The sequence below is a fragment of the Faecalibacterium sp. An122 genome (assembly GCF_002160895.1).
In the GTDB taxonomy this organism is placed as follows: domain Bacteria; phylum Bacillota; class Clostridia; order Oscillospirales; family Ruminococcaceae; genus Faecalibacterium.
On the sequence record NZ_NFLL01000020.1, the window covers coordinates 22,682 to 47,999 of the forward strand.

Genomic DNA, 25,318 nt, shown 5'->3' on the forward strand with positions numbered 1-25,318 from the left:
TTCCGCCTCCTTAATACCATCTCTCAGCACTGTTGAGCTTTTCGGCGATCATGGATACGGCCATGATGACCAGAGCCAGGATGATGGCGATGCAGGCTGCATAGCCCATGGCGTTGGTGGTGCCGAAAGCGTAGCGGTAGACCATCAGGGAGACCGTCAGGGTGCTGTTGGCTGGGCCGCCCGAGCCGTTGGAGAAGATGTAGGCCTGGTCGAACATCTGCAGAGTGCCGATGATGCCGGTCAGAAGCACGTAGGTGGTGATGGGTTTCAGATAGGGGACAGTGATGTTGGTGAACTTCTGCAGCGTGTTGGCGCCGTCGATCTCGGCGGCCTCATACAGGGAGACCGGCAGGTCCTGCAGGCTGGCCAGATACATGGTGGTGTACTGGGGCACCGTGGACCAGACGTTCATGACCATGATGACCTTCAGGGCGAAGCTGGGGTCCTCCAGGAAGTTGATGCCGCCGCCCGCAGGCAGGATGCCGGCGCGGATCAGCATCATGTTGATGGGTCCGGTGACGCTGAACATAAACATGAAGATGATGGTCAGCGCCGAGCTGGAGGTCAGGGTGGGCAGGAAGTAGACAGTGCGGAAGAAGTACTTGCCGCGGATCTTGCTGTTCAGGACGCTGGCGATGATCAGCGCGATGATGGTCTGGCAGGGGACCACCACCACCGAGAAGGACAGGGTGTTGGTCAGGGCCTTGCGGGCCGTCTCATCGGTGAACAGGCGGAGATAGTTTTCCAGCCCCACGAAGGTGTAGCTGTCGGTGAAGAGGTTGACTTTGTGAAAAGAGAGGTAGACGACAAAGATGGCTGCGATGCCGATGAAGATGCCCAGGATCACAACCGCAGGCAGCAGGAACAGATAACCTTGGCGCCATTCCTGCAGCTTTCGTTTGCTGGGACGGGTATCAAACTGGATCGCCGCAGTGCCGGGAGCTACTTCTTTGGTTGCTTTTGGCATACACGATTCCTCCGTTCCCTAGGGTGTATCTGAGAAGGCAAAAATACTGGAATATTCGCCAAAAAGCGCCAGATGCAAGGCGCATGAGCGCCGCACTCCTTGGTGGAATGCAAGCGAATGCAACGCAGCAGATGGGGCTTTTTGGTAGAATAGAACAGCGTTGGGGAATTTTCAGATACACCCTAGTTGAGTGGGTGGGACGCCGTGCGGCTTAGCCGGCGTTGGCGATTTCCTGGTTGGCCTGGTATTCGGCGGCCTTCAGGAATTCTGCTGCGGTCATCTCGCCGCTGACAGCCAGGGGGAAGTAGTTCTGGTATGCGGTGTTGATGATGGAGGCGTTGTTGCCCAGCTGCCAGGGCAGAGAGCAGTCGGTCATCTCGGAGTGGACCTTCCAGACGGGATCGCTGTCAATGTCCATGGCCTCGGCGGCGTCGGCACGCGGGGGCAGGCAGCCTGCGCCGGTGCACCAGATGGTCTCGCCGTCCACGCTGGTGACGTACTTGATCCAGGCGGAAGCCATGTCCTTGTTCTGGCTCAGGGTGTAGATGCCGTAGCCCACGGTGTAGCTCATGGAGTACTGGGTGCCGTTGTAGCTGGGCATGGCCTTGACGCCGAAGTTGATGTCGCTGTAGTCGGTCTTGAGGGTGCCGTAGACCCAGTTGCCTTCCTCCATGATGACGGCCTTGCCGGTGCCGAAGGCCTCGCCGTTCCAGCCCAGGCCCAGGGCGCTGGGGGTCTTCCAGACGCCGGCGTCCACAAAGCTGAGGATGTACTCCATGTTCTTGACCACGCTGTCGCTGGTCAGGGTGGCGTTGCCCTCCGCGTCGCACAGGCCGTCGTTGCCGTCCTGCAGGATGCACAGGTTGCGGGACAGGTCCTGGTTGTAGGTCATGGCAGCAATCTGGTTGGGGCCGTAGATCTCGTCCAGCTTGGCCTGCAGGTCCAGCAGGAACGGCATGTAATCGTCGTAGTTGTCGGGGATGTCGTCGGCGGTGTAGCCGCAGGCCTCCAGCAGGTCGATGTTGTAGTAGGTGGCCAGGGTGGAGACGTCCTTGGGAACGCACAGGGTGCCCTCGTCGTTGGTGAAGGCCTCCACCAGGTTGGGATAGAACTGGTCCAGATCGTACTCAGCAGCGTCCAGGGGATCCATCACGCCCAGAGAGCCGTAGAAGGGGAACATGCTGCCGTCCACGTAGAAGGTGTCGGGAGCGGTCTGGCCGATCAGGTCGGCCTGGAACTGGGTGTTGAAGTCGGTGTATACCTTCAGCTCCACGGTGCAGCCGTGGTCGGCCTCAAAGTTGGCCTTCAGCTGGTTGATGGCTGCGGTCTCCTGGTCGTTGCCGCCCCAGATGCCCACGGTCAGGGTGCGGCCGGAGAAGTCACCGGAAGCGGATGCGCTGCCGGAGGCAGCGGTGGAGCCGGCGGTCGAGGTGGACGAGGAGCTGCCGCAGGCGGTCAGCGCGGCGGCAGCCGCAGCGGCGCCGCACACAGCAAGGAACGAACGACGATTGATCTTCTTCATGGAAAAGAGCCTCCTTCAAAGTGCTTTTTGCATGGTTGCAAAAACGTTTTCGACAGTGCCTATTCTATACGAAAACGTTTTCGTATTCAATTCGCTTTTTAAACAAAACCTGACTCCGTATTTTGGACATCTTGTCCGGTTATTTTACAGTTCTACGCAGATCTGGCCCTGCACCTGATAGGCTTTGCCGTAAACGGTCAGCTCCACCGTTTCGGTGCCGGTGAGATTTTCGATGTTCAGGGTGGTGTGGCTCAGGGTGATGTGGAGCTTCTGGCCGTGCCAGTAGATATAGAAGTCCAGACCGGTCCATGCGTCGGGCAGGGCGGGGTCGATGCGCAGCTTGCCGTCCAGCATCCGGACGCCGCCGAAGCCGAACACCACCGACTGCCAGATGCCCGCCAGGGAAGCGGCATGGATGCCGGCGTCACTGGTCTTCATGTTGGGGCCCACGTCGATGGCGGCAGCGCTGGAGAACAGCTGGTAAGCCATATCCCGGTTGCCCATGTCGTTGGCCAGGATACAGTGGGTGGACAGGGACAGGGAAGAGTCGTGGAGGGTGCGGGGCTCATAGTAGCTCCAGTTGGCGCGCTTGACGTCGGCACTGAACTGGTTCTCCAGCAGCAGGAACATAATCAGGATGTCGGCCTGCTTGGAAACCTGCATGTGGGTGATCTGCTCCTGGTTGTAGTCGCGGTAGATGCTGCCCACGTTCTTCTGGTTTTTGTACTTGGTCAGGTCGATGTCCTTCAGGGTCAGATAGGTGCGATCCTGGGGAATGACCAGATCCTCACGGGGCTGGGGCAGGTAGATGCGGTTCAGCTTCTCCTCCCACTGGGGTTCCAGAGCGGCCAGGCCCAGCTTTTTGTCCAGAGCGCTGTACAGCTCGGGACGCTCGGCCTTGAGCTGGCGGCTGTACTCCAGAGCCTTGCGGATGTTCCAGGCAGCCATGTAGTTGGTGAAGGCGTTGTCGTCCACGTGCTCCTTGTACTCGTCGGGACCCACCACGTCGTTGATGTGGAGCAGGCCGTCGGTGCCTTCCTCCAGACGGCTGGCCCAGAACTTGCCGGTGTCAAGGATCAGCTCATAGCCGCAGCGATCCATGAAATCCTGGTCGCCGGTCACCTGATAGTATTCCCATGCGCCGTAGGCCACGTCAGCGGTGATGTGCTGCTCAATGAAACCGGACCAGATCTTGGTGGGCAGACCGGTGACGATGTCGGCAGCGCCCCAAACCGGGGTCACCTCGCCGTCGTCAATCCAGGCCGACTCCCAGGGGAACTGGGCGCCCTCGTACTGGTTGCCGGAGGCCTTCTTGTGGGCGCCGGGCAGGCTCAGCCAGCGGTACTCCTCCAGGCTGCGGGCCACTTCGGGTGCGCTGTAGATGAAGTAGGGCAGGATGAACATTTCGGTGTCCCAGAAGGTGTGGCCCTTGTAGCCCTCGCCGGACAGGCCCTTGGCGCCGATGTTCATGCGGTTGTCGTGCATGGGGGTCATGATGTACAGGTGATACTGTGCAAAGCGGATGGCCAGCTGGTCAAAGGCATTCTCCGACTGGATGGTCACCGGCACGTTGTCCCAGACCTTGGCAGCCCAGGCGCGGGCGCTCTCAGGCAGCAGAGCATCGTAGCCCAGAGCGCAGATCTCCTTCTGACCGGCCAGAGCCTTCTCCTGCAGGGCAGAGAGCTCCAGACCCTCGCTGTCGCGGTCGCGGGAAGTGTACACGGTGGACAGCTTCTGGATGGTCAGGGTCTTGCCGGCGGGGATGGCCACCTTGAACTCCTGCTTGATGATGCGGCGGTCCATCACGATGAAGCCCTTTTCGTCCTGGGGCACGCCGTCCATGGCGAAGGAGAAGGTAGTGTGGAAGACAAAGTGGATCCCCGACTGGCCGGTGGTCTGGTTGTACTGCATATGGCGGCCCTCAAAGAGACGCTTGTCGCCCTCCGAGAAGTGCTGGCTGCCGCCGTTGTTCATCTGGCCGTTGATGCCGCCGGTGATGTCCAGCTCCATGTCGCCGTCCAGGGGAGTGACCTCCACTTTCTGGGCGATGAGGTGCAGCCGGTCCAGAGAGACAAAACGGCTGAACACCAGCTGATACCGCTTGCCGTTGGGAGCGGCCCAGACCACCCGGCGGGTGGTCTCGCCGGTCTTGAGGTTGAGGGCCCGGTCATAGGACTCCACCTTGCCGGTCAGCAGGCTGAACCGCACCCCGTCCAGCCGCAGGTCCAGACGGGAGATGTCGGCTGCGTTAGGCAACTCGGTGACCTCGTTGTCGTCGAATTTGTTGAAGGTGCCCGCCACAAACAGGTCCCGCTGCTCGCCGGGGTTGAATTCGTCGGTGGCGTTGCGCAGGCAGAGATAGCCGTTGCCCTGGCACATGATGGACTCACATTTGCCCAGATATTCCGGGTCAAAGCTGTCCTCTGCCACAATCCAGTCAGCAGCACGCGAATAATCCATAGCCATAAGAAAATCCTCCTTTATTTCACGCTTCGCCGATTGGCGAAAACGTTTTTGGTCCAGGGTGAAAAAATAGCCCGGTTTCCGGGCACTTACGGGGAACCCCGATAAGTCAATGATAGAAATAGTAGTTGGAGATCCATACCAGGATCACCAGTCCGCACAGCTGGGACCCGGCTGAAAACAGCAGGGGAATCCCCAGCGCCCAAAAGACGATGCAGCAGACGGCTGCCAGCGGCAGATACAGGCGAATGCTCCGGGCGATATCGCTGGTGTTGGCGTATTTGCGGGCGCAGTACCAGCCCAGCAGAGCCGCCGCCAGAATGCACCCGCCCAACAGCACCGGGTTGGTGGCAACCAGCGGGTCGGTGGGTTTCAGATGAAAAATTTCGTCCAGATTCATGCTTTTTTCTCCTGTTCGGGGTCGGGCTTGTCCTCCCAGCGGAAGATCACCCGGCTGTTTTCGGCCATGTCGTGGAGGGTGGTGCCCTTGACAAACAGCATCACGGTGCTGACCAGCCCGGCAGCCCATCCCACAATGGGGATCAGGTACATGGCGCGGATCAGTTCCCGCAGGCCGGTGTAGAGAACCGTGGGCTTGCCGCCGGCCCGGTCCACCACCTTCAGGCGTCCGATCATCTTGTCCAGGGTGGCGCCGTTGTTGTACTCAATCATCAGCACTCCATAGACGGCAATGAGAAGACGGAACAGAAAATCAGCCGAAAGCGCGTTCGTTTTGATCCAGAACAGCAGAACAAACTGTACCGGCAGCATCAGAATCAGATAGTCGATCAGCGCACACAGCAGGCGTGTGACACCCCGCAGAACTTTATGACTGCTCATGGACAAAACCCTCCTGTGCTCATAACGAAAACGTTTTTGGCGCCCCTAGAATAGCATAGTCCCCGGCGTTTGTACATCCTCAGAATATACAAACCTGCCGGGGACTTTTTATACAATGTATCTAGTTTCAAAGTTTGCCGCGGGCGCTGTTGCGCACCACCAGTTCATACATCATGTTGTCCACACGGACATCGGTCTTGCCTTCGATTTTTTCATAGATGGCTTTGCCTGCCATGTATCCCATAAGATAGAAGTCCTGGCGGACCGTGGTCAGGCCGCCGTAGAGGTAGCGCGCGCTGGGAATGTCGTCAAAGCCCACCACCGCAATCTGGTCGCCCACCGTCAGGCCGCGCTCCTCGATGGCCTTGCATGCGCCCAGCGCCATCAGGTCGCTGGCGCAGAACAGGGCATCCACGCTGCTGTCCCGCTCCAGAAGATGCCGGACCCGCTGATAGGCGATGTCCTCCTGGAATCCTGCGTCCAGAACCCGGTTGGGCTGGATGGGCAGACCGGCTTCCTCCATGGCCCAGCGATAGCCGCTGCCGCGGAGGATGGCGACGTCGGCCTCGGGGCCGCCGTTCACCAGGGCGATGTTTTTGCGCCCGTTCTTAATCAGGAAGGAGACCGCCTCATAGGCGGCGCGCTCGTTGTCCATGGTGATATCCAGGACATCCGGGTTGTCGATGCGGACGTCGATGAAGGCGCAGGGGATATCAATTTCGTCCAGCTGCTTCAAGTACGGGTCGTGTAATCGGAAACCGGTACAGATCAAACCGGTCAGCTGCTTGCTGAGGCACAGAACCTTTAAGGATCGCTGGGCCTGCTGATGGCCGTCGGTTGTCATCAGAATGAATTCAATATTGTTGTCCTGGCAGGCATGGCATACGCCGCTCAAAATGCCGTACACTGCACCGGAAGGGTCCATGGGGCGCAGGTCGTTGATGAGCAGACCGATCACCTTGTCCACCCGCCCGCCCATGCTGCGCCCGGCCACATTGGGCACATAGTTCATCTGGCGGGCGATTTCCTGAATATGCTTGCGGGTCTCGGGGTTGACGTCGGTATAATCGTTCAGCGCCTTGGAAACCGTTGTGATCGAAACTCCGGCTTTTTTTGCGACATCGCGAATCGTGGTTCTTTCCATCCAATCACCTCAGAAAAAGCATACCACAGTCCAGACTTTTTTCCAAGAGGGAGAGGAGCTTCCAAACAAACATTTTCGAAAAAGTTTCGTGGTGGTTTCGCGCCGGGACCTAAAAGCCCCAGTCCGTCTGTTCGTTCAGGCCAGAGAGCCGGGGCGGATGGGGCGATTCAGGCTCGGCAGAACTTGGTGGCCGTTCTGTGCGTGGCGGCGCCGATCCGGTTCATTGTAGGGGCCCTGGAGAAAAAGTCCCTCGGACCGGGCCCAAAAGGCCGGAATCCTTGCATAAAAGGAACCGCGGCCGGCGGACATCGCAGACTTGCCATAGGGCCTGCGGGTGCATTATAATACAGGAAAAGACCATGCCAAGACGCTGGACAGAGCCTGACCGGAGAGCGCCCACAGCATCCATGGCGGCTGGTGTCCGCCGGCCTGCATTTTGGAGCGCCCGGAAGGCGGCCCGGCGAATCGAAACAGGAGGAACAAGCCAATGGCGATGATTGGGATTGATCTGGGGACCACCAATTCCCTGGTCAGCGTCTATCGAAACGGCCGGGCCGAGCTGCTCCCCAATGAACTGGGACAGTACATGACCCCCAGCTGTGTCAGCCTGCTGGAGGACGGCAGCCTTGCGGTGGGAGCCGTGGCAAAAGAGCGGCTGATAACCCATCCGGAACAGACGGTGTCGGCCTTCAAAACCTGGATGGGCACTGAGAAATCGTTCTCTCTGGGCGACAAGGAGTTTCTGCCCCATGAGCTGTCCGCCATGGTGCTGAAAAAGCTGGCCCAGAGCGCCCGCGCCGCCCTGGGCGAGGAGATCGAAGAAGCGGTCATCAGCGTGCCGGCCTACTTCAACGACAACCAGCGCTGTGCCACCCGGCTGGCGGCCCAGCTGGCAGGTCTGCCGGTGAAACGCCTCATCAATGAGCCGTCGGCTGCGGCGCTGTGCTACAGTGCGGCCCTGGGCCGCCGGGAAGGCAAGCTTTTGGTGGTGGATTTTGGCGGCGGCACCCTGGATGTAAGCGTGGTGGACTGCTTCGAGAATATGGTGGAGATTCTGGCCATTGCAGGGGACAACCACCTGGGCGGCAACGACATCGACCGGGCCATTGCCGACTATTTCTGCCGGGAAACCGGACTGAACTGGGACGCTTTGACCCCTTCGGCCCAGCGCCAGCTGCTGGCTTTGGCAGAGCGCGGAAAAGTGGGCCTGTCCGGCATCCGCCGGGGCCTGCTGGTGTTCCAGGACGGGGACCAGAGCCTGAGTGTCCCGCTGGACGGAAAAATCTTGGCCTCCATCTGTAAGCCGGTGTTTGAACGGGTCCGCGGGGTGATTGTCCGCGCCGTGCGGGACAGCGGCATCCCGGTTTCCGCCATGGACGATGTGGTGCTGGTGGGCGGTTCCTCCCAGATGGAAGTCTTTGTGGACTATCTGGAACAGCTGTTCTCCAAGCGGCCCACCCTGGCCGCCCGGCCGGAACATACGGTGGCCCTGGGGGTTGGGCTGTGCGTGGGCATCAAGCAGCGCAGCGCCGAGCTGCGGGATGTGGTCATGACGGATGTCTGTCCCTTTTCGCTGGGGGTGGCCACCTACAACAGTCAGGGGGACGTGAACCCCCATATGGCGGTTCTGATCCCCCGCAGCAGCATCCTGCCGGCCCGGCGGGCCCAGCAGTTTTATACCCTTTTTCCGGATCAGCGCCGCATCCGGCTGGAAATTTATCAGGGAGAGAACTACTATGCGGCGGATAATCTGCGGCTGGGAGAGCTGACGGTAGCCGTCCCGCCGGACGAGCCGGGCAGCCAGTGGGTGCAGGTGATCTTTGCCTACGATATCAACGGCATTCTGGAAGTGACCGCAGAGAGCAGCAGCGGCGACCGCAAACAGACGGTCATCCTGAACCCCAAATTGACCCTGTCGGAGGAAGAGCTCCAACAGGAACTGGCCCGTCTGAACGCCCTGCCCACCCAGTCGGAGATCGGGGAGGAGGACCAGCTCCTGTTTGCCTGGGCGCAGCGTCTGTTTGCAGAGCTGACCGGCCCCCGACGGCAGGAGGCAGGATATCTGCTGCAGCGGATGCAGGAGGCCGCCCAGTCGGGGGACCTGGTCCGGCAGGCCCGGGAGCGGGAAGATACCCGCCGTCGCCTGGAAGAGTTGGAACGCTGGGCCCAGTGGGACGTGTTTGAAGAACCGGACGATGAGGAGGATGAAGAGGAATGAATCTGTGGGAAATTCTGGGCCTGGAACCCACCCGTGACCTGGGAGCCATCCGGAAAGCCTATGCCGCCAAAGCCGCCCAGTACAGCCCCGAGGATGACCCCGAGGGCTTTTTGCAGATTCGGCGCGCCTATGAGGAGGCCTGCGCCTGGGCCCGCGGACAGGAGCAGCCGGACCAGCCGCCTCTGGAACCCCAGCAATCCTCGGTCAATCAGGGGACAGGGGGCTTCAGCCTGGCCGAAGAGGAAGAACAGGCCCGCCCCTTTGCGCATCCCGCCCTGGATCAGTTTCGGGAATTGTATGGTTCCAAACAGCGGGTGAACCGGAAACTGTGGGATCAGTATTTTACATCCATCGAGTTTCTGTCCGTCTACCGGGACCCTCGGTTCACGGCTGCTTTGCGCCAGACTGTGGAGGAGATGAAAAAGGAATGGCCGCCCATCAGCGTCTTTCAGATTCCGCTGGCGGTGGCTTACCGCTACCGCGCGGTGGAATACAAAGACCGCACCGAATTTAAGCTGGCCGCCGGGGCGGGCTTTGATGGAATTGAGGATATCCTCAAGATCGCGGCCATGGGGCCGCTGGTCCGCAAACTCCAGGGCAACGACAAAGCCCTCTCCGCCGCATATCGAGATTATGAGGCGCTGTGCGGCCTGGCCCGGCAGGAGAAGTGGGACCTGGATGCCGCCCGGCAAATGCACAAGTACGTGAGCCTGTACAGCATGGTCTATTTGAAAGAGCGCTGCGTCAACAGCGATCTGTTCACCGAGCGGAACATTGTGTCGCTCCGGGTGCTGGAGGCCTTTTTCTCCCTGTACACCCTGCCGGAGGAAGCGTATGAGATTCTGTGGAACACATTGGAGCTGAACTCTGCCGTCATGGGCCGGGCCCAGATTCTCTACGGCAAACTGCGCCAGATCGCCCAGGAAAAGGCCCCGCAGGTCTGCGTGCCGCGGGAACAGTTTGTGGAGCTTCGCTCAGCGTTTATTGAGCTGAGCGGGCAGCTCTACCATTTTGACGCTGACATGCCGCAGAACCGGGAATTGACGGACGCCTTTTTGGCGCGGTGGGATTTTCAGCGGGCCGCCCGTACCCGGATGTTTGTCCGGGATGAGATTCTGCATCACTGGTGCGGGCCCTATGACCCCCACACCGCGTATTTTCTCCGTCAGATGATGGCTTTGTACCAGAGGGAGACGTCTTTTCCCTATGCCCGGGAAGTGGTGGAGACCATCCAGGACAGCATCGACCAGTGGGAAAAAGAAGAGGCCCGCAAGAGGGAACAGGAGAACCTGGGCAATCTGGCCCGGGAGGAAATCACCCTGGACTGCTGCAATCCCCGGCATCCGCTGTTCCTGCGCTACTTCCTGCGCAACAGCTTTTACCATGCAGAGACCTCGGACGGGAAATCTCTGGCCGGCCTGCTGGACCAGCAGTTCCCGCAGGACGCCGGATGGGTCCGGCGGCTGGCGGAAAAGAAGCTGAGCCTCCCCGTCGTTCTTCATCAGAAGAATATCGCAGAGGATGGACAGGAACAGGTGGAAACTCTGGAGTTTGAAATCCGCTTTCATCAGTTTTATCTGGAATACCGCTGCGACGGTCAGCCGGTCTGCAACCCTGTGCTGCCCTTCTGGGGCCTGTGCCAGCTGGAGGATGAACTGCGGTTTCTGATGCTGCTCCCGGTCATGGGAGCCTATCAGGAAGATTTGGAACAGGTGAAGGAGATTTTGAAGGAGCGTCTGGCCCGGCTGAATCTTCCGGAAGAGGTTTTGACGGTGGTGTCCGACGCGCTGGCCCGGGAGATCGCCTGTATGGCCCCCATGGGGGATGGGGTTGGAAGTCTTCGCCCGGCCTTCTTTGCCCGAGAAGAGGAGGACATCGCCTGCTTCTGTGAGTGGTACGGCAATGGCCGGCTGTTGACCTTCCGCCGCACCGCGGAGGGAGAGCAGATTCTGCATACAAGCTGCTATGAGGACATCCGATCTCTTCAAGAAGCCGCCCGCAGAGCGAAGAAAATTCTGGATGAAATCTTCCTCCCCGCGCCGGGCCTGCGCAACATCAAGCCCGGCCTTTGCGGCTCGATTCATGCGGACTATAACGGCCAGCCCTCCCGGGACTATCCGCCGGAAGAAATCACCCAGCCCCTGCTGGAACAACTCTTCCATGACTTTGAACAGCAGCGGGTTCATCGCCTGGTGTTTGACGGGCGCCTGGTCCTTCTCTGGGACTTTGAGGGCCAGGGCGGAACCTGCGCTTTGCTGCGGTTCTACGATGGAGACCAGAGATGGGAGGCCCTGCTGGCCAACCGGGATATGTACTGCAGCGTGGACAGCACCATGGTTCCCCAGAGCACCTTCCGGCTGGGGCATCTGCCGGTGTATCTGCTCCATCGCGGCCCGGGCAAACCGCTCCGGGCCCTGACGGCCATTCTGAGCGGCGCGCCGGAGCGCTCGGAACAATGGTCCACCAAGGTCTATCTCTACAGCGCCAAACCCTATTACTATATGGTCAAGCGGACGATTGGGTGCTTTACCCCCGAGGAGTCCAGAGGCCCCATGCTCCGCGCCCGCTATTTCATGCCCAAGACGCCCCGCCGGTTTTTCTATCAGAAGCCGGATGGTGAGCTCTGCACCCTGCCGGTGGAGGGCGCAGCCCGCATGACCCTGCAGAGCCAGCTGGCCGGTTTTGAGGCGGGCAACCAGGACTATCTGGTGATCCGCTGGCAGCTGGAGGAAGAAGGCGTGGTCCACCTGGTCCTTCTCCACGAAAAGGCCGGGACCGAGCACCGCTATCAGGCCATTGTCATTCAGGACAACTGCCAGAGCATTGACTATCTGGTGGCGGACCGGTGGGAGTACATCAACACCGACAAAAAGGTCGTCAAAGCAGAATTCCAGGGGAGAAAGATTCCCCGCTACCTGATTCACTACGATATGAAGATCATCCGGGATTTTCTGGATCTGTTCTTTATCAGCATACCCAAGTTTGACCCTCTGCTGCGCAATCAGTTCGGGGCCTTTGCCAGCGGCCCCGACTACCTGACTCATCTGGGCTTTGCAGAACACCGGCGGAAACTTTTGCCTCCCGTTTATTAAAATACCCCCGGCACGGACTTTCCTGTGCTGGGAATTTTCATGCAGGGTCTGAACGGCGTCAAAGACGGTCGGGAAGCAGCAGCTTGCCAAAACAAAAAGGACTGCATCCAACCGAACGTTGGGTGCAGTCCTGATTTTTGTGTGGAGCTGTCAAGGGAGAGGATACTGTTTTTCAGAAAATCAACTCTCTTGGGGATGGCAGATGTTTTGGGCGATAAGTACCGCGGCGCGTTTTAAAAGGATCACTCGACGCCGGGAAGCTCGCTCTTGTTTACAGAAACCGTCGGATATTGCTGGTATTGAGTCCAGAGGGCGCCAACATCAGCCGATGTAAAATAGTTCAGCTGTTCCGAGGGAATGGACAAACTGCCGGACTTGACAGCCTGAGCATAGTAGATAATCTCGTAGTCGGTGCCGTCCGAGAGATGGAAGCGGAAACTGAGGATTTTCCCGCCGGAGACACGTTTGATTTCTTTGGATTGGACATCCAAATTGGAAAAATAGTTGTAGAGCTCACGGATATCCTCTTTGTCCATCATGGTCCGCTTTTCGGCCGAGTCCGGGTCGCTGTATAGGTACATTTCGACGTTGGTTATGTCGGCCGCATCAAAGGGAAGGTCCAGGGTAAACCTTTTTGTGCAACCGATCAGCGACACGCACAGCATGGCAGTCAACAGTGTAAGGATGAGTTTTCGCATCAAAATGACCTCCTTGTGCTTTGATTTTTGAGCGGGCGCAGCGGCAGCCGCCGTCCGCAGTCCGGCACTCTTTCCACAGTGAAATAACTTTGCATCTATTATGCCATGGAAAACCGCTTTTGACCAGAGAATGCGTTGATTTTTCACCTTTTGAAAGGGAAAACCGAAATGCCGGTCTGAATGTTTGTATTTTTGCTTTTCCTGATACTTTCCTTAGAATCGCCTGTTACCATAGCAGCAGAGAAAGGAGATACACTGCTATGGATGCAATACAACAGCGAACAAAACCCGCAGGCATGACCGAGACAGGGCTGAAATGGATTGCCCTGACCGCGATGGTGCTGGACCATGTCCACTACTTTTTTGGTTTTACGGGGTGGATTCCGGAATGGTTCAGCATGGTGGGCCGGATCGGCGCGCCTTTGTTTCTGTTTTGCCTGGTGGAGGGATTTACCCACACCCACAGCCGGAAGCGCTATTTTGCCAGGGTCTACGTCCTTTCAACAGGAATGTCGGCTCTGCTGTTTTTGATGGCCTTTGGCGGCGTGCTGGTGCGGCCGGACGGCTTTTATCCGCTCAATGGCATGATGACCACCTTTGTGATCCTGATGGTAATGTGGCAGGGTGTGGACTGGCTGGAACAGCGAAAGCTTTTCCCGGGACTGGCGGCGGTGATTTTGCCGCTGGCATGGCCCTTCCTGGCCACCGGACTCTCAGTGATGTTTCCCGCGCTGATGAACCCGCTGGGATTTTTGTGCTATTCCTTTGTGCCCATGTGGGGCATCACGGGGGACAGCAGCTGGCCGGTACTGGTCATGGGAATGGTGCTTTACCTGTTCCGCAAACATCGAAAGACCCAGGTGACGGCTTTTTGCGTCTACTATATCCTCTATGGGGTGGTGTATATGGGCCTGATGGCCTCCCGGCTGCCGGGCTTTTCCTGGGGCCAGCTGTTCACCGAATACTATGAGATTTACGGCATTCTGGCTGCGCCGCTGATGCTGTGGTATAATGGAAAGCGCGGCGGGGGACACAAGATGCTGTTCTATGTCTTTTACCCCGCCCATGTGTATATTTTGTATGCCCTGTCCTGGGGGCTGTATCTTGTGCTGAACTGAGGTGATGGGTGTGGCTCATATTCTGGTGGTGGATGATGACAAGGATCTCTGTACCCTTTTGAAGACCGCTCTGGAACGGGACGGCCACCAGGTATCGGCCCATCAGAGCGGGACCGAAATTGACCAGGCCGCCTGCCGGTGGGCCGACTGCATCCTGCTGGATGTGATGATGCCGGGGGAGGATGGGTTTGCCCTGTGCCGCCGCATCCGGTCCATGGCCGACTGTCCGATTCTGTTTTTGACCGCGAAAACCGAGGAGGCCGATGTCCTGACCGGTCTGGGCATTGGAGGAGACGATTACCTGACCAAACCCTTCCGGGTCGCAGAATTGCGGGCCCGGGTGGCGGCCCATCTGCGGCGGGAACGGCGCACCCCTCACACCCGCCTGCGGCGGGGAGACCTGGACTTTGACCTCAGCGAGCGGATGGTATATCATCAGGGCGTCCCAATCCGGCTGACCCGGAGCGAATATGCCATCTGTGAACATCTGGCCATGCGTCCGGGGCAGATTTTTTCCAAAGAGCAGCTGTACCAGGCCGCCTTTGGCTATGAGGGCACAGCGGATGTTTCGGCAGTTACCGAGCATATCAAGAATATCCGGGCCAAGCTGCGCCCGGCGGGGCAGTCCCCCATTGAAACAGTCTGGGGAGTGGGGTACAAATGGAAAAACGAATGAAACGCCCGGCGGGGCTCACCATGCTGTTCTGGCGGTACCTGCTGACCACCGGTGCGGCGATTCTGGCGCTGGCGGTGCTCTGGTGGATGGGACTGGTCCTCTTGATGCAGATGAAGTTTGTCTACCCGGCCGGCACTGCCGCCGACGGGGTGGATCAGCTGGTGTATGAACTGGGCGCCGGCGCAAAGACGCCGGAGGACATCCCTTATTATTATCGCTGGGCAATTTTTGATGAAGACCGCCAGCTGACCGACCCGGGCAACATGAACCGCTTGCAGCTGTCCTATGCCAAGGCTGTCTTGGCGGGGGATTCGGTGCGGCAGGGGATTTTCTATGCTCAGTACCACCGGGCGGTGCAGCTGCCCACAGGGGAGCTCTGCGTGGTGCAGTACGACTACTCGATGCCCTACGGCCTGGAAAGTTTGCAGAAGCATCTGCCCGAGTTCCAGACCTGTGCGATTCTGGTTTTGCTTGCGGCCTGGCTGCTGACGGGTTTTCTGCTGACCCGGCATTTTGCGGGACTGCTGCGGCGGGACGCCGCCCTGCTGACCGCTGCAACCCAGACCATTGCCAGCCAGCGGCTGGACACCCCGCTGAAGGGACAGGCCCGGGTGCGGGAATTTGGGGAGACGCTGGAGGCCATGGACCAGCTCCGGGCCAGTCTGGCCCAGTCGCTGGAAAGTCAGTGGACCATGGAGCAGCAGCGCCGTCTGGAGATGGCCGCCCTGACCCATGACCTCAAAACCCCGCTGACCCTGATCAGCGGCAACGCGGAATTGCTGCAAGAGGACGCGCTGAATCCGTCCCAGCAGGAAATGGTGGAGACCATCCTGCGCAGTGCGGTCCGGTTGCAGGACTATGTGGCCCAGCTGCAAGCCATGACCCTGCCCGACACAGTTCCCCAGCAGGAAAAAGAGCGGCTATGCCTGAAAAGCCTCGCCGACGGCTGGAAAGGGATGGGGCAGAGCCTCTGCGGGGCGAAACAGATTCAGTTTGCCTGCTCACCGGTTCCGGCTCTTGCGGTGTCGGTGTACCGCGCTGGCCTTGACCGGGCGGTGAGCAACCTTCTGGACAATGCAGTGCGGTATACATCGCCTGGCGGGACGGTTTCTCTTTGCATTACAGCGGGAGAGGGAACTGTCACGATTGCGGTGGAGGATACGGGCCCGGGCTTTTCGGCGGAGGCGTTGACCAAAGGGGAACAGGCCTTCTTTACCAGCGATGCCAGCCGGCCCCGGGAGGGGCATCTGGGGCTGGGGCTTTTCTTTGCCGGACAGATCGCCCGGAAACATGGCGGCAGCCTGCGGCTCTCCAATACCGGCCGCGGCGCCAAAGCGGAACTGATTCTCCCCATCTAAAAACAACAAACAACGGGCAGCCGGCATGTCGACTGCCCGTTTTGCTGTTGTGGAATGGCTATGTATGCGAGGGCTGTAATGTAGAGTCAGATGTTCTTGCCGGTCTCGCAGGCCTGCTTTAGGGCGGGATGATCCTGGATGTCCCCCACAAATGTAGATACGATAAAAATAGCTTAAAAACGACAGCGCTCCATCCGTCCGGGACCCGCTCTGCCGGTCATTTTTTGGGCCCAAAATACTCGATCAAATTTAAAATCCCGGACAGGATCCAGAAAATCGCAATGATGACCAAAATGATTCGCCAGCCGGTGGATACATCGGCGACAAAGAGAAAGGCATATAGAGCAAAAACACTGAAAATAAGGCAGAAAATGGTGGTGATGACTTTTACTTTTGTGCGCTTGTCCAAAAGAAATCCTCCTTTGCCTGGGTTTGATATTTCCATTGTATTTTGCAAGTATGAACAATTCAACGAAGAAGGGGAGATGACGCACAATGAGTTCGGGAAGGTTGGGAAAAGACGGCGCTGCAAGGGAGGGGCCTGTCAGACGCATTTCTTGAAAAGAAAAGCAAGATAAACCCTGTACTATGGGGAGAAAATACGCTCACGGAATGGTCTTTTGGGCTTTATGGAATATGGTTTGGAGAGCAGGAAAACGCCGGCTGCTGTTCTTGACACCAAAACGTTTGCAGTGTTATAATGTGACAAATTCAACGGAAAGGAGGGCGCACAAATGGCTTGGAGATTTTCTAAGATTCAACTGAAAAAAGGTTGTGTTTTGGCTTTCCAGGGGGATAGTGCGCCCTTTTTGAAGGTCAAGACCGCAATTTGATGCGCTTTTTGATCTTAAAAGTCCGTGTACTATCTCCTTTTGCTTGCAGAAACCTGTGAGAAAAGGAGATTTTTATTATGTTGAATCTTAAACGGCAAATACGCCGGCTCTATGCCATTACGGTACTGGGCAGCCTCCAGTTTACAGGAGCTTGCTGGGCAGCTTTGTTGGCTGCGCGTGGATTTTCGCTGACACAAATCGGCTTTGCAGAGACCATCTTTCATTTTACCAGTTTTTTGTTTGAAGTGCCTTCCGGCGTGATGGCCGATGTGTTTGGCCGCAGACGCTGCATGATTGCGAGCCAATGCATATCCGCCATGGCTGCCGCTGCCATGCTGTTTTCCGACTCGATGGGAGATATTTGTGTTGGCATGGCTCTCAGCGCTTTGAGCTATAACTTTGCTTCCGGTTCCCGAGAAGCGCTTGCCTATGAGAGCTTGAAATGCTGCGGCCGGCAGGCCGACTATGAATGGTTTGTCGTCAATGACGCAACACTGTGGAGAATCGGTGCAGCACTGGCGACCCTGTGTACCGGCATAGCCTTGTGGATGGGACCACGGGCGGCCTACGGAGTAGATTTGGTCTTGGCATTGCTGGGTCTGGGGCCGGCGCTGTGTCTGCAGGAACCGGAGAGCCATGAGGTTGCCGCCGACAGCGCCATCCGGCGCATTTATACAGCAATTCAGGAAAGCATGGCCTTTATTGTGCACAATCCGAAGGTGCTGAGGTTGATGTTTGGCAATGCTGCGGTAGGTGCTGTGTCCACCATGTTGCTTTATCTGCTGCAAGCCCGGCTTCCGGCCCTTGGAATGCCATCCGGATGGCTGGGACCAGTGTTGTTTGTGTTGGGACTCAGCAGCACACTGGGGCTTCAGCTCGTACGGTTCACCGATCGGCTGAGCTACCGCATGATGGTTCTTTTGTGTGGGGGCGGCGTTCTGTTTGGGACTCTTCTGGCTGCCACACCCTGGTTGCCTATGGTTTTGGCTGGAGGATTTCTGGCCGGTATGCTGGATGATCTCATGGATGTGCGCAGCGACGTGAAGTTGAACGAAATGGTTCCCTCCTGCCAGCGGGCGACGTTGGTGTCGGTTTCGTCTCTTGTGTTTTCCCTTGTGATGCTGGCAATCGCCCCACTGATGGGAGCGCTGTTCAGTGTGGTTTAAGGCTATGTTGCTCTGCTGGCAGTACAATGAACCTGTAAGCGCTGAACGTTTGAAACCGCGATGCAGGGCGGCGGATTGAAACAAAAACAGATAAAAGGAGATAGACTTCCCGGAAAGGGGAGCTATCTCCTTTTTGCGTGTTTCTTCTGGGAGGTATAGAGGAACTTTCCCTAGTCCCACCAGAAATACCAGACCGTGGACTGCCGCAGCGTGTCCGCCAGAGCGCCGACAGTTGCATCTTGGGGCCCCTGATCAATCACATCGGGGCAGAAGCCGTACTGCTCCACCGCTGTCTCCATGGCTTTTTCCTCTGGAACGGGGGCAGGGAGGACAAACTCCAGCTCATCGTGGCTCATGACGGCGGGCACTGCTCCGTACCGCTCGAACCAGTATTTTGCCGTCGCCATCAGTTCCGGCGTATCGGGGCACTCGTTCCAGTTGCCAAAGGGCAGGTAAGCGAAGACTTCCCAGGGGTGTTCCACCGGGAGCTTTGCCAGGATCAGGGGATAGGTCATCTCACGAGCGCTGTCCCAGTAGCTGGAGAAGCGGTCGTTCTTACAGCCGCCCTCCATCTGGCTCAGGATTTCTTCCTCCCAGTCCATGGCGTCGTCCTCGGCTTCCTCCAGGCGCTGGCCGATCATTTCTTCCAGAACCACCTTGCCGTTCAGGATGGGGGCAGAGCGTGCCTTCTTTCGGTATTCGGCTACCTTGTCCGGGTCGAAGGCATAGTTATCCTCGCCATCGCTGTCCGGGTCAGAATTCATCACCAGGCACTCCCACAGGATTTCATCATCTGCCCGGATGAGCACCGGCACAAAGCCCTCGTGGGCGCTGTCCCGCAGAGCATAGCTGTAAGCTGCCGAGATGGGATCGTCGTCCTTCATGGAGGGGAAATAGGTACACTCGCAGTCCAGATACTCCATCAAAGCCCGGGCCAGATCGGAAGGTTCCAGCGTGTTTTCGTCGAAGCCCTGCCTCTTCCAGCCGGCAAAACGCCGGTCGATGATCTGTGTCATGGCCTGGTAATATTCTTCGTCAAAAGGAAGAAACAGGTAGGCTTCATCCTGGATTTCGTCCGAGTAATTGCGGTTTTGACCAATCACCCCAACGGCGTAGTAGTCGATGTCACTGGGGTAGTGGGGAGGATCATCGGTATAGCCGTAGTAATACGCGGCGAAGGCCCGGCCTGTCCGGTTGAAAATAATGCTCAGGAGCTGACCGTTCAGCTTGTCCCGAAGGAAAACCCGCAGGTCTACACTGCCGGGATTGGTTTTGACCTGTTTTACAATGCTGCCGTAGTCCTCGAGAAAGGCTGCGCCCATCAGGTCGTGTTCCATGCACCAGCGCAGATAGATGGTCATGTGGCTGAAAGCGTTGCGTTCATCCACTGGCAGTTTTTTCTTTCGAAGGGTCGCAAGGTGCCAGATTCCGTTGTCCATTTCCAAAATGTCGTCCGCCGCATCCTCCGCACGGCGGAGGATGCCCCGCGTGATAGCGTCGGGGCGGTCAGGCCGCACCACAAAACCGATGGCGGCCATCTTTTCCAGCAGAGCATCTGTACCGTGTTCCAGACTGTATTTCAACTCATCCCGATAGAGGGGTAAAACCTGATAAAAATGAACTGCCTCACCGCCGGGCAGGGGACAGACTGCGCCGCCCGGCGCCGCGCTGAATGGCTCGGTCAGCAGCGCTGCACAAAGCCAGGTGTTGGCTGCAAAAGGTTTCTGATGGTCGGCGACGTAGCCCCGGTACAGCCATACACCGCCGAGGGACAGGCGAGCCAGGTCCTTCAGCAGATGAACCGGCCAATACCACCGGTCGTCCTTGAAATTCTCAGGTGTTCGCTTCCAGCCTGCTGGCAGGGCGATGGCCAGCTCGGCCCGTTCCAATTTGTGCCCAGTCTGTTCCGGCGGCGCATTCATCCGGTGAGCTCCCAGCCCCATGGTGACCAGAATACAGTAGTCCCGCTCCTTGGTGGGCGGCACCAGGCAGATGTCCATATGAATGTCCGAGGAATCCGGTTCATGGAATAGCGTTTCAAATTTGCCGAAGTACTGCCGGATGTGGTTTTCCACCGCCGCCGTTTCCTCTTTGGAGTAGATCGTCCCGGCCGGCTCCGTGTCGGTTTCCGGGGTGCACTCTGCTTCAGGCAGAGTGGTCAGGGCGTCGACAGTCTTCTGATGCTCGTGGTTCTCATGCCCAATTTGACACTGCTTCATATCCATAGTCGCTGCCTCCTCGTTTTCTTTCCAATATTGGCGCTTCCGGCGGGAGTGGGGCGTCGTCTTTGCCACCCGGGATGTCATAACAGACCATGCGGACTTTCTTGGGCGGTTTCAAGACTTCCGCGGCATAATCTCTTTTTATAATATTCTATCATATTCTGGCGGTAAAGTCGCCTGTTTGTTGCATTTATTTTACGAAACGACATTCAGGAGCGCAGTGAAAAATGCCCGGGACTCAGTACAGCCAGAAAATGGAGGTGATTCTTTAAAGCAATATGAAATTATCGATTTTCGATAAAAACATATTGCAATTCAATGCGACATGTGATATGATGGAGCCACAAACAAAAACAGGAGGTTTTGGATATGAATTGGAGTAGCAAAAACAGCATTCGGCTGTCCCGGCTGTGCGTGGTGTTGTTTGGAGCGGCAGCTTTGGCTATTTTGATATCAGCCCCCTGGCTGGTAAAGACGTTTGTTGCGTTCAGCTGTGTTCCTCTGGAACACCAGGCCGAGAGTCTGCTGCAGGCCACGCTTTATGCTGGCGGAGTGCCTGCCCTTTACATTCTCTGGAAGCTCTGGCGGCTGCTGGAAAACATCCAGGGCGGCAATGTTTTCGTCCCCCACAATGTTCAGCTGCTGCGGCGGATCAGCTGGGGCTGTGCTGTGGGAGCGGTTATCTGCCTGATCAGCGGATTTTATTATCTTCCCTTTTTTGTCATTGCAGTCTGCGCGGCCTTTATGGCGCTGATTGTGCGGGTTGTGAAAAACGTCTTCCAGCAGGCGCTTCTGCTGCAGGAAGACGCAGACTACACCATCTGAAAGGGGGAGAGAGAATGCCCATTGTTGTGAATCTGGACGTTATGATGGCCAAGCGAAAAATCTCCGCCGGGGAGCTTGCCGCGCGGATCGGCATTACTCCTGCCAACCTTTCCATTCTCAAAAACAATAAGGCCCGGGCTGTGCGGTTTTCTACGCTGGAGGCACTTTGTCGGGAGCTGCAGTGCCAGCCTGCCGACCTGTTGGAATATCTGCCCGACGAATGACATTTCCTGCAACGAAAAAGGAGGTTGCACTGATGGATATCCGTAGAGACGACGCCGTTTGTGTTCCGGGATCTTCCGGGGCGATTTTTCCTGCCGGTCCCGGCTGTGCGGTCCCAAAACGCGCTGCAAAAACAGCGTTTCAACTTGAAAAAGGGGAGCGCGCCGCCGCCCTGCTTTGCCTTGGGATGGGGATCCTCTATGCGCGGTGGATGCTGGAACCGCCCGCGGTTCTGTACCAACAGGGACGGTGGGTGCTGGCGGCGGTACTGGGCTGCTTCTTTGTATGCATAGAGGCATCAGCCCGGCTCTGCCGTATAGAATGCCCAAGGGAAAGCTGGTTTTGGGCGGCGATCTTTCTGAGCCAGTCCATTGGCTGTGGCCTGTTTGGAAACCAGGAACTTGCGTTTTTCCCGTTCCTGCTCTCCCACCTGGCGGCTGCCCAGTGGGCATTGGTGCGCTGCGGGGGAGCGGTGGCCCTGCCTGTGGGAGCGCTGCTGCCGCTGGATCTGCTGCGGGGCTGGTTTGGCATTCCTTTTTCCAATTTCCACCGGCTGTTCCAGGCGCTTTTTTACGGCGTGGGGAAAACCCTGCCCAAACCCAAAAGCAGGGGGATCTGGTGGGGTCTGCTGGGAGCCGTCTGTGCCCTGCCGGTGCTGGGATGGGCTTTTACCACGCTGGTAACGGCTGACGCCGCTTTCCAGCAGATGACCGGCAGCCTGGAGAGCTGGCTGGCGCAGTTCAGCCTGCCAGAAATTCTGGCGGATTTCCTTTCGCCGGGCTGGCTTTTTCTCGAACTCTTTTTTGCCTGCTGGTTTTATGGTCTGTTTTATGGTGCCAAGCACCTGAAGGAAAAGCAAAATCGGATCACAGAACGCATGGTCTATGATTCGTTCGACAAACTGCGGCTGGTTCCCCGGCAGACGCCGATGGTGGCCCTGGCCATGCTCTGCGGGCTGTATCTGATCTTCTTTTTGTCGCAGATCAACTATCTTACGGCGGGGTTTGCCGGCGTTCTGCCCCAGGCATACACGGCGGCGGAATACGCCCGCCGGGGATTCTTTGAAATGCTGCAGATCGCCCTGGTTAACTTGTCGGTTCTGGCAGCAGCGGCCAAACTTTGCCGCACGCCCCTGCGCCAAAGCCGGGGACTGCGGGGCCTGGGGATTGTCCTCTGCACAGCAAATCTTTTGTTTGCGGCCATTGCTTTTTCCAAACTGTGGCTGTATATCTCCCGGTTTGGCCTCACCAGTCTGCGTGTGCTGGCTGGGTACGCCATCACGGTGGTGGCGATTTGGTCGGCCTTGTCCATTGCCAGCCTGCTGCGGCCCTTTGGGGCGGTGGTGTGGGGCATCCGCCTGGCGGCGGTGATCTTCTGTCTGCTCAGTATGTGCAACATCGATCATCTGGTTGCGCTGACCCAGCGGCAGGCGGAGCAGGAATATCCCTGGCCGGAAACCTCTGTGGTTTACGATTTCGATGGCTCAGAAACCGCGGCCCTGGAAGATTTTGCCATATAATATTCTAAAAGTTGGGGCAGAAAATGCAGGATAGATTCTGCCCGGGATCATCCATAGATTCAAACGCTGTAGGATTACCAAAAACAGGCCGCTCCTCACTCTGGGGAGCGGTCTGTTTCATTGGGACGCATAACAAAAAGGGCGGCCCAGCCGCCCATACATAAAACGGGAACGAGTTATGGATTTGTCAGGTGCCTTTTGATATAATCAGATCATACAGAAAAGCGTCTCCTTGAGGCACAAAACAGAGGCGCTTCCAGGCTTTGTACAAAGAACCATCTTGCTTGAAGAAGGTGCTCGATGATGCAAGAAAAAATAAAGATCGACCCATATCTTCTGACCGCCATCGTGCGTTATCTCGGCAGGCTGCCCACATCGGTGCAGGATCTGTATCCCATGAAGCGCCTTCTCTGCGGCGAGAGCCGTTCCCCGCTTGGAGGATATCTTGAATCGCAGGGGGTACCGGATTTCCTGACGCTGGAACGGGGCGCATGGGAGCCTGTGCGTCAATGCCCGAAGCTGAAACAGGTATATCTGGATGACGCTCCCTTTGGGGATGAATGTTTTTCGGTGTTCGCGCAGCTTTCCCAGTTGACGACTCTGGCCCTGCTGCGGGGCGGACAGATCAGAGGGCATGGCTTGTCTTTGCTGAAAGACCTCCCGGTCAAAACATTGTTTTTGCAGCGAACGGCGCTGGACGACGAAGGACTCTCGCAGGCTGCCCAGATTTCAAAACTCACAGATATCTACATTGCCGTCTGCCCGCAGGTTACATTTCAAGGGCTGATGGATATTTCCTGGCGGGATAAGCTGGTTGTTCATGATATGGACAACTTTGATGAAAAGGGGCGGGCAGGACTGTTCACCCAGGAGCAAAAGAAAACCTTTGAGGATGCCCGAACTTATAAAAATATGAAAAACAGGCTGTCTCTGGACAGCCCTGAGCTGGTGGGCCCCATCGCAGCACTGCAGGACTTTTTCAAGGAAATGACTCATTGGGAAAACCTTGCTGCTGTAAAAGGTCTTGATAACCCAAACGTCCGGGCCGAGATCGACCAGTTGTTCTCCCGGCGGGTAAGCTGGAAGCCGCGCCCGAGCTGGCGTCCGGTTCCGCTTTCCTTCCAGGCCGGCGGAACCTATCAAGGCTGCTGCCTGACGGTGGGAGAGAAGGCTGCAAAGAACAAATTCTGGCTTTATGCAGAGGAGGATGTTTTCTACTACCGTTTTCTTATGCGGTTGGTAGAGGGTCGGTGGATGATCGACAACGCCCAGTCCTGTTATAATGGCAAGTGGCAGTTTTGCGGGCTTTGATTTGCATTTTCCAAGAAAAGCGGATAGCGGTTGATTTAATAGCCTGGATTTGTGGGCTGCACACCTTGATGATGCGGACGGCTATCTCTGGGTGTATTATTCCAGCAAAGCCCTGGATGAACAGGGCGGAATGATTTCCGAAAGCAAAAACATCCCGTCTCTTTGGCGTGTGGAAAAAGACGAAACAGGCCAGTGGCGGGTGGTAAGCGTTAAAGAGCATCCGTGACCCTAAAAAGTGTAAGTCAAAAGGGAGTGGCAATGGAATGAAACGAATCGTGGATGAGGAAATCCGATTGGTGCCCTATTATCCCAATGAAGAAGTGGCGTTGAAGTGGTATCAGGATCCTCAGCTGTGCAAGCAGGTGGATGATATCGATTGTGTGTACACACTGGATATGATTGTTTCTTATTAGGAACACTGTAAATACAAGGCTTTTCGGGGCCTGCAATCCGAAAAAAAATATTTGATCTATCACATTACGCAGAAAGCCGTCCAGGTGCTATCTTGGGCGGCTTTTTTGCGTGGATAGACCGGAAGGAGGCAGAAAAATAATTACAGAAATTTAATCCTCAAAATTGTGCAACTTTCACGAAAAGGAGGTTAGTGAATGGCAGATGAAAAACTGAACACGGGCCCCGAGGCGCAGAAAACCGAGGAGGCCCCCGCGCCCGCTGTGGCTGATCCGGCCCACGGGGAGGCCGCCGTTCCCGAACACCCGCCGGAACAGGCCGGGCCTGCCGAGCCCGGCGATGTGGTAATCTCTGCGGAGCAGATTGACGCGCTCATGGCAGAAAAGCGGCAGGCGGCCCGAGCCGAGGTGGAAAAGGCAGAGGCATCCCGTGAACCGGAAGCTGGGGCTCCTGCGCCGGATCGTCCTGCCGCTGAAAGCGAGAAAACCGAAAAACCGCGCCGGGGCCGTCCCCCTAAGTCTGATAAGACGGAACGCACCGGGCCGGAGGCTGAAAAGGAGCCTAAAAAATCCGGGCCCCGCAAGGGCCGCCCCTCTAGGGTGTATCTGAAAACTCAAAAACGCCCAAAAAAGTGTTAAAAAGACAAGAAAAAGACATAAAAGGATTCTATCATAGGCAGTGCAAGGAAGTGATAGCATGACGATTCATCGTTA

General features: G+C 57.3%; 20 protein-coding genes. 11 read left to right on the plus strand and 9 right to left on the minus strand.

Features of this window, described 5'->3' with window-relative positions:
* Nucleotides 1-10: 10 nt before the first annotated feature.
* The 6 genes from B5E67_RS11170 to B5E67_RS11195 all read right to left on the minus strand — a co-directional run bounded on the left by B5E67_RS11170 (nt 11) and on the right by B5E67_RS11195 (nt 6,936).
* Nucleotides 11-967, minus strand: coding sequence for a sugar ABC transporter permease (locus B5E67_RS11170; protein ID WP_087385360.1), 957 nt, complete (start codon nt 965-967; stop codon nt 11-13).
* Between the two features lie 211 nt (nt 968-1,178).
* The gene (locus tag B5E67_RS11175; protein WP_087385361.1) at nt 1,179-2,489 is read right to left on the minus strand and encodes an extracellular solute-binding protein; all 1,311 of its coding nucleotides are present in this window, start codon (nt 2,487-2,489) and stop codon (nt 1,179-1,181) included.
* A gap of 144 nt (nt 2,490-2,633) precedes the next feature.
* Nucleotides 2,634-4,955 (minus strand): glycosyl hydrolase family 65 protein, encoded by a 2,322-nt coding sequence (locus B5E67_RS11180; protein WP_087385362.1) that lies wholly within the window; start codon nt 4,953-4,955, stop codon nt 2,634-2,636.
* A gap of 106 nt (nt 4,956-5,061) precedes the next feature.
* Nucleotides 5,062-5,352, minus strand: coding sequence for a hypothetical protein (locus tag B5E67_RS11185; RefSeq protein WP_087385363.1), 291 nt, complete (start codon nt 5,350-5,352; stop codon nt 5,062-5,064).
* Nucleotides 5,349-5,792, minus strand: coding sequence for an RDD family protein (locus B5E67_RS11190; RefSeq protein ID WP_087385364.1), 444 nt, complete (start codon nt 5,790-5,792; stop codon nt 5,349-5,351). The genes B5E67_RS11185 and B5E67_RS11190 overlap by 4 nt, the downstream gene beginning before the upstream one ends.
* 127 nt (nt 5,793-5,919) lie before the next feature.
* Nucleotides 5,920-6,936, minus strand: coding sequence for a LacI family DNA-binding transcriptional regulator (locus tag B5E67_RS11195; RefSeq protein WP_087248170.1), 1,017 nt, complete (start codon nt 6,934-6,936; stop codon nt 5,920-5,922).
* A 487-nt stretch (nt 6,937-7,423) separates the two neighbouring features.
* Here B5E67_RS11195 and B5E67_RS11200 point away from each other — a divergent pair, with 487 nt between their 5' ends.
* Together B5E67_RS11200 and B5E67_RS11205 are read left to right on the plus strand one after the other, a co-directional pair.
* Nucleotides 7,424-9,154, plus strand: a complete 1,731-nt coding sequence (locus B5E67_RS11200; protein WP_087385365.1) for an Hsp70 family protein — start codon at nt 7,424-7,426, stop codon at nt 9,152-9,154.
* Nucleotides 9,151-12,246, plus strand: coding sequence for a hypothetical protein (locus B5E67_RS11205; RefSeq protein WP_087385366.1), 3,096 nt, complete (start codon nt 9,151-9,153; stop codon nt 12,244-12,246). Before B5E67_RS11200 ends, B5E67_RS11205 begins: the two co-directional genes overlap by 4 nt.
* 242 nt (nt 12,247-12,488) lie before the next feature.
* Here B5E67_RS11205 and B5E67_RS11210 read toward each other — a convergent pair whose 3' ends face one another.
* Nucleotides 12,489-12,944 carry a hypothetical protein gene (locus B5E67_RS11210; RefSeq protein ID WP_087385367.1) on the minus strand — a complete coding sequence of 152 codons (456 nt, stop codon included), beginning with the start codon at nt 12,942-12,944 and terminating at the stop codon, nt 12,489-12,491.
* 260 nt (nt 12,945-13,204) lie between these two features.
* Here B5E67_RS11210 and B5E67_RS11215 point away from each other — a divergent pair, with 260 nt between their 5' ends.
* Genes B5E67_RS11215 through B5E67_RS11225 form a run of 3 tightly spaced genes read left to right on the plus strand, consistent with a single transcriptional unit; the run spans nt 13,205 to nt 16,096 of the window.
* Entirely contained in the window at nt 13,205-14,062 is an 858-nt protein-coding gene (locus B5E67_RS11215) for a TraX family protein (RefSeq protein ID WP_087385368.1), read from the plus strand.
* A gap of 10 nt (nt 14,063-14,072) precedes the next feature.
* Nucleotides 14,073-14,738, plus strand: coding sequence for a response regulator transcription factor (locus B5E67_RS11220; protein WP_087368095.1), 666 nt, complete (start codon nt 14,073-14,075; stop codon nt 14,736-14,738).
* On the plus strand, nt 14,723-16,096 hold the full coding sequence (locus B5E67_RS11225; RefSeq protein ID WP_242956951.1) for a HAMP domain-containing sensor histidine kinase: 1,374 nt from the start codon (nt 14,723-14,725) through the stop codon (nt 16,094-16,096). Before B5E67_RS11220 ends, B5E67_RS11225 begins: the two co-directional genes overlap by 16 nt.
* A gap of 217 nt (nt 16,097-16,313) precedes the next feature.
* Here B5E67_RS11225 and B5E67_RS11230 read toward each other — a convergent pair whose 3' ends face one another.
* Nucleotides 16,314-16,505, minus strand: a complete 192-nt coding sequence (locus tag B5E67_RS11230) for a hypothetical protein (protein WP_087385370.1) — start codon at nt 16,503-16,505, stop codon at nt 16,314-16,316.
* Between the two features lie 501 nt (nt 16,506-17,006).
* Here B5E67_RS11230 and B5E67_RS11235 point away from each other — a divergent pair.
* Nucleotides 17,007-18,095 (plus strand): MFS transporter, encoded by a 1,089-nt coding sequence (locus tag B5E67_RS11235; RefSeq protein WP_087385371.1) that lies wholly within the window; start codon nt 17,007-17,009, stop codon nt 18,093-18,095.
* 170 nt (nt 18,096-18,265) lie between these two features.
* On the opposite strand, the gene B5E67_RS11240 is transcribed toward B5E67_RS11235, so the two are convergent.
* Nucleotides 18,266-20,320 (minus strand): suppressor of fused domain protein, encoded by a 2,055-nt coding sequence (locus B5E67_RS11240; protein WP_343286522.1) that lies wholly within the window; start codon nt 20,318-20,320, stop codon nt 18,266-18,268.
* A 366-nt stretch (nt 20,321-20,686) separates the two neighbouring features.
* Here B5E67_RS11240 and B5E67_RS11245 point away from each other — a divergent pair, with 366 nt between their 5' ends.
* The 5 genes from B5E67_RS11245 (at nt 20,687) to B5E67_RS15640 (ending at nt 24,607) form a co-directional block, all read left to right on the plus strand.
* Nucleotides 20,687-21,142, plus strand: a complete 456-nt coding sequence (locus B5E67_RS11245; RefSeq protein ID WP_087385373.1) for a DUF2975 domain-containing protein — start codon at nt 20,687-20,689, stop codon at nt 21,140-21,142.
* A 14-nt stretch (nt 21,143-21,156) separates the two neighbouring features.
* Entirely contained in the window at nt 21,157-21,366 is a 210-nt protein-coding gene (locus B5E67_RS11250; protein WP_087248145.1) for a helix-turn-helix transcriptional regulator, read from the plus strand.
* A gap of 209 nt (nt 21,367-21,575) precedes the next feature.
* Nucleotides 21,576-22,883 (plus strand): DUF4173 domain-containing protein, encoded by a 1,308-nt coding sequence (locus B5E67_RS11255; RefSeq protein WP_158098884.1) that lies wholly within the window; start codon nt 21,576-21,578, stop codon nt 22,881-22,883.
* Nucleotides 22,884-23,183: 300 nt separating this feature from the next.
* Complete coding sequence (locus B5E67_RS11260) at nt 23,184-24,194, plus strand: NTF2 fold immunity protein (protein ID WP_087385375.1); 1,011 nt, start codon at nt 23,184-23,186, stop codon at nt 24,192-24,194.
* 263 nt (nt 24,195-24,457) lie between these two features.
* The gene (locus B5E67_RS15640) at nt 24,458-24,607 is read left to right on the plus strand and encodes a hypothetical protein (protein WP_158098885.1); all 150 of its coding nucleotides are present in this window, start codon (nt 24,458-24,460) and stop codon (nt 24,605-24,607) included.
* Nucleotides 24,608-25,318 lie beyond the last annotated feature (711 nt).

Excerpts from the sequence above, each read along its gene's own strand:
- B5E67_RS11205 (WP_087385366.1), top strand. The coding sequence starts at position 9,151 with ATGAATCTGTGGGAAATTCTGGGCCTGGAACCCACCCGTGACCTGGGA.
- B5E67_RS11260 (WP_087385375.1), top strand. The coding sequence starts at position 23,184 with ATGATGCAAGAAAAAATAAAGATCGACCCATATCTTCTGACCGCCATC.
- B5E67_RS11185 (WP_087385363.1), bottom strand. The coding sequence starts at position 5,352 with ATGAATCTGGACGAAATTTTTCATCTGAAACCCACCGACCCGCTGGTT.
- B5E67_RS11235 (WP_087385371.1), top strand. The coding sequence starts at position 17,007 with ATGTTGAATCTTAAACGGCAAATACGCCGGCTCTATGCCATTACGGTA.
- B5E67_RS11215 (WP_087385368.1), top strand. The coding sequence starts at position 13,205 with ATGGATGCAATACAACAGCGAACAAAACCCGCAGGCATGACCGAGACA.
- B5E67_RS11240 (WP_343286522.1), bottom strand. The coding sequence starts at position 20,320 with ATGGATATGAAGCAGTGTCAAATTGGGCATGAGAACCACGAGCATCAG.
- B5E67_RS11175 (WP_087385361.1), bottom strand. The coding sequence starts at position 2,489 with ATGAAGAAGATCAATCGTCGTTCGTTCCTTGCTGTGTGCGGCGCCGCT.
- B5E67_RS11255 (WP_158098884.1), top strand. The coding sequence starts at position 21,576 with ATGCTGGAACCGCCCGCGGTTCTGTACCAACAGGGACGGTGGGTGCTG.
- B5E67_RS15640 (WP_158098885.1), top strand. The coding sequence starts at position 24,458 with ATGAAACGAATCGTGGATGAGGAAATCCGATTGGTGCCCTATTATCCC.
- B5E67_RS11190 (WP_087385364.1), bottom strand. The coding sequence starts at position 5,792 with ATGAGCAGTCATAAAGTTCTGCGGGGTGTCACACGCCTGCTGTGTGCG.
- B5E67_RS11210 (WP_087385367.1), bottom strand. The coding sequence starts at position 12,944 with ATGCGAAAACTCATCCTTACACTGTTGACTGCCATGCTGTGCGTGTCG.
- B5E67_RS11170 (WP_087385360.1), bottom strand. The coding sequence starts at position 967 with ATGCCAAAAGCAACCAAAGAAGTAGCTCCCGGCACTGCGGCGATCCAG.
- B5E67_RS11225 (WP_242956951.1), top strand. The coding sequence starts at position 14,723 with ATGGAAAAACGAATGAAACGCCCGGCGGGGCTCACCATGCTGTTCTGG.
- B5E67_RS11200 (WP_087385365.1), top strand. The coding sequence starts at position 7,424 with ATGGCGATGATTGGGATTGATCTGGGGACCACCAATTCCCTGGTCAGC.
- B5E67_RS11250 (WP_087248145.1), top strand. The coding sequence starts at position 21,157 with ATGCCCATTGTTGTGAATCTGGACGTTATGATGGCCAAGCGAAAAATC.
- B5E67_RS11195 (WP_087248170.1), bottom strand. The coding sequence starts at position 6,936 with ATGGAAAGAACCACGATTCGCGATGTCGCAAAAAAAGCCGGAGTTTCG.
- B5E67_RS11245 (WP_087385373.1), top strand. The coding sequence starts at position 20,687 with ATGAATTGGAGTAGCAAAAACAGCATTCGGCTGTCCCGGCTGTGCGTG.
- B5E67_RS11180 (WP_087385362.1), bottom strand. The coding sequence starts at position 4,955 with ATGGCTATGGATTATTCGCGTGCTGCTGACTGGATTGTGGCAGAGGAC.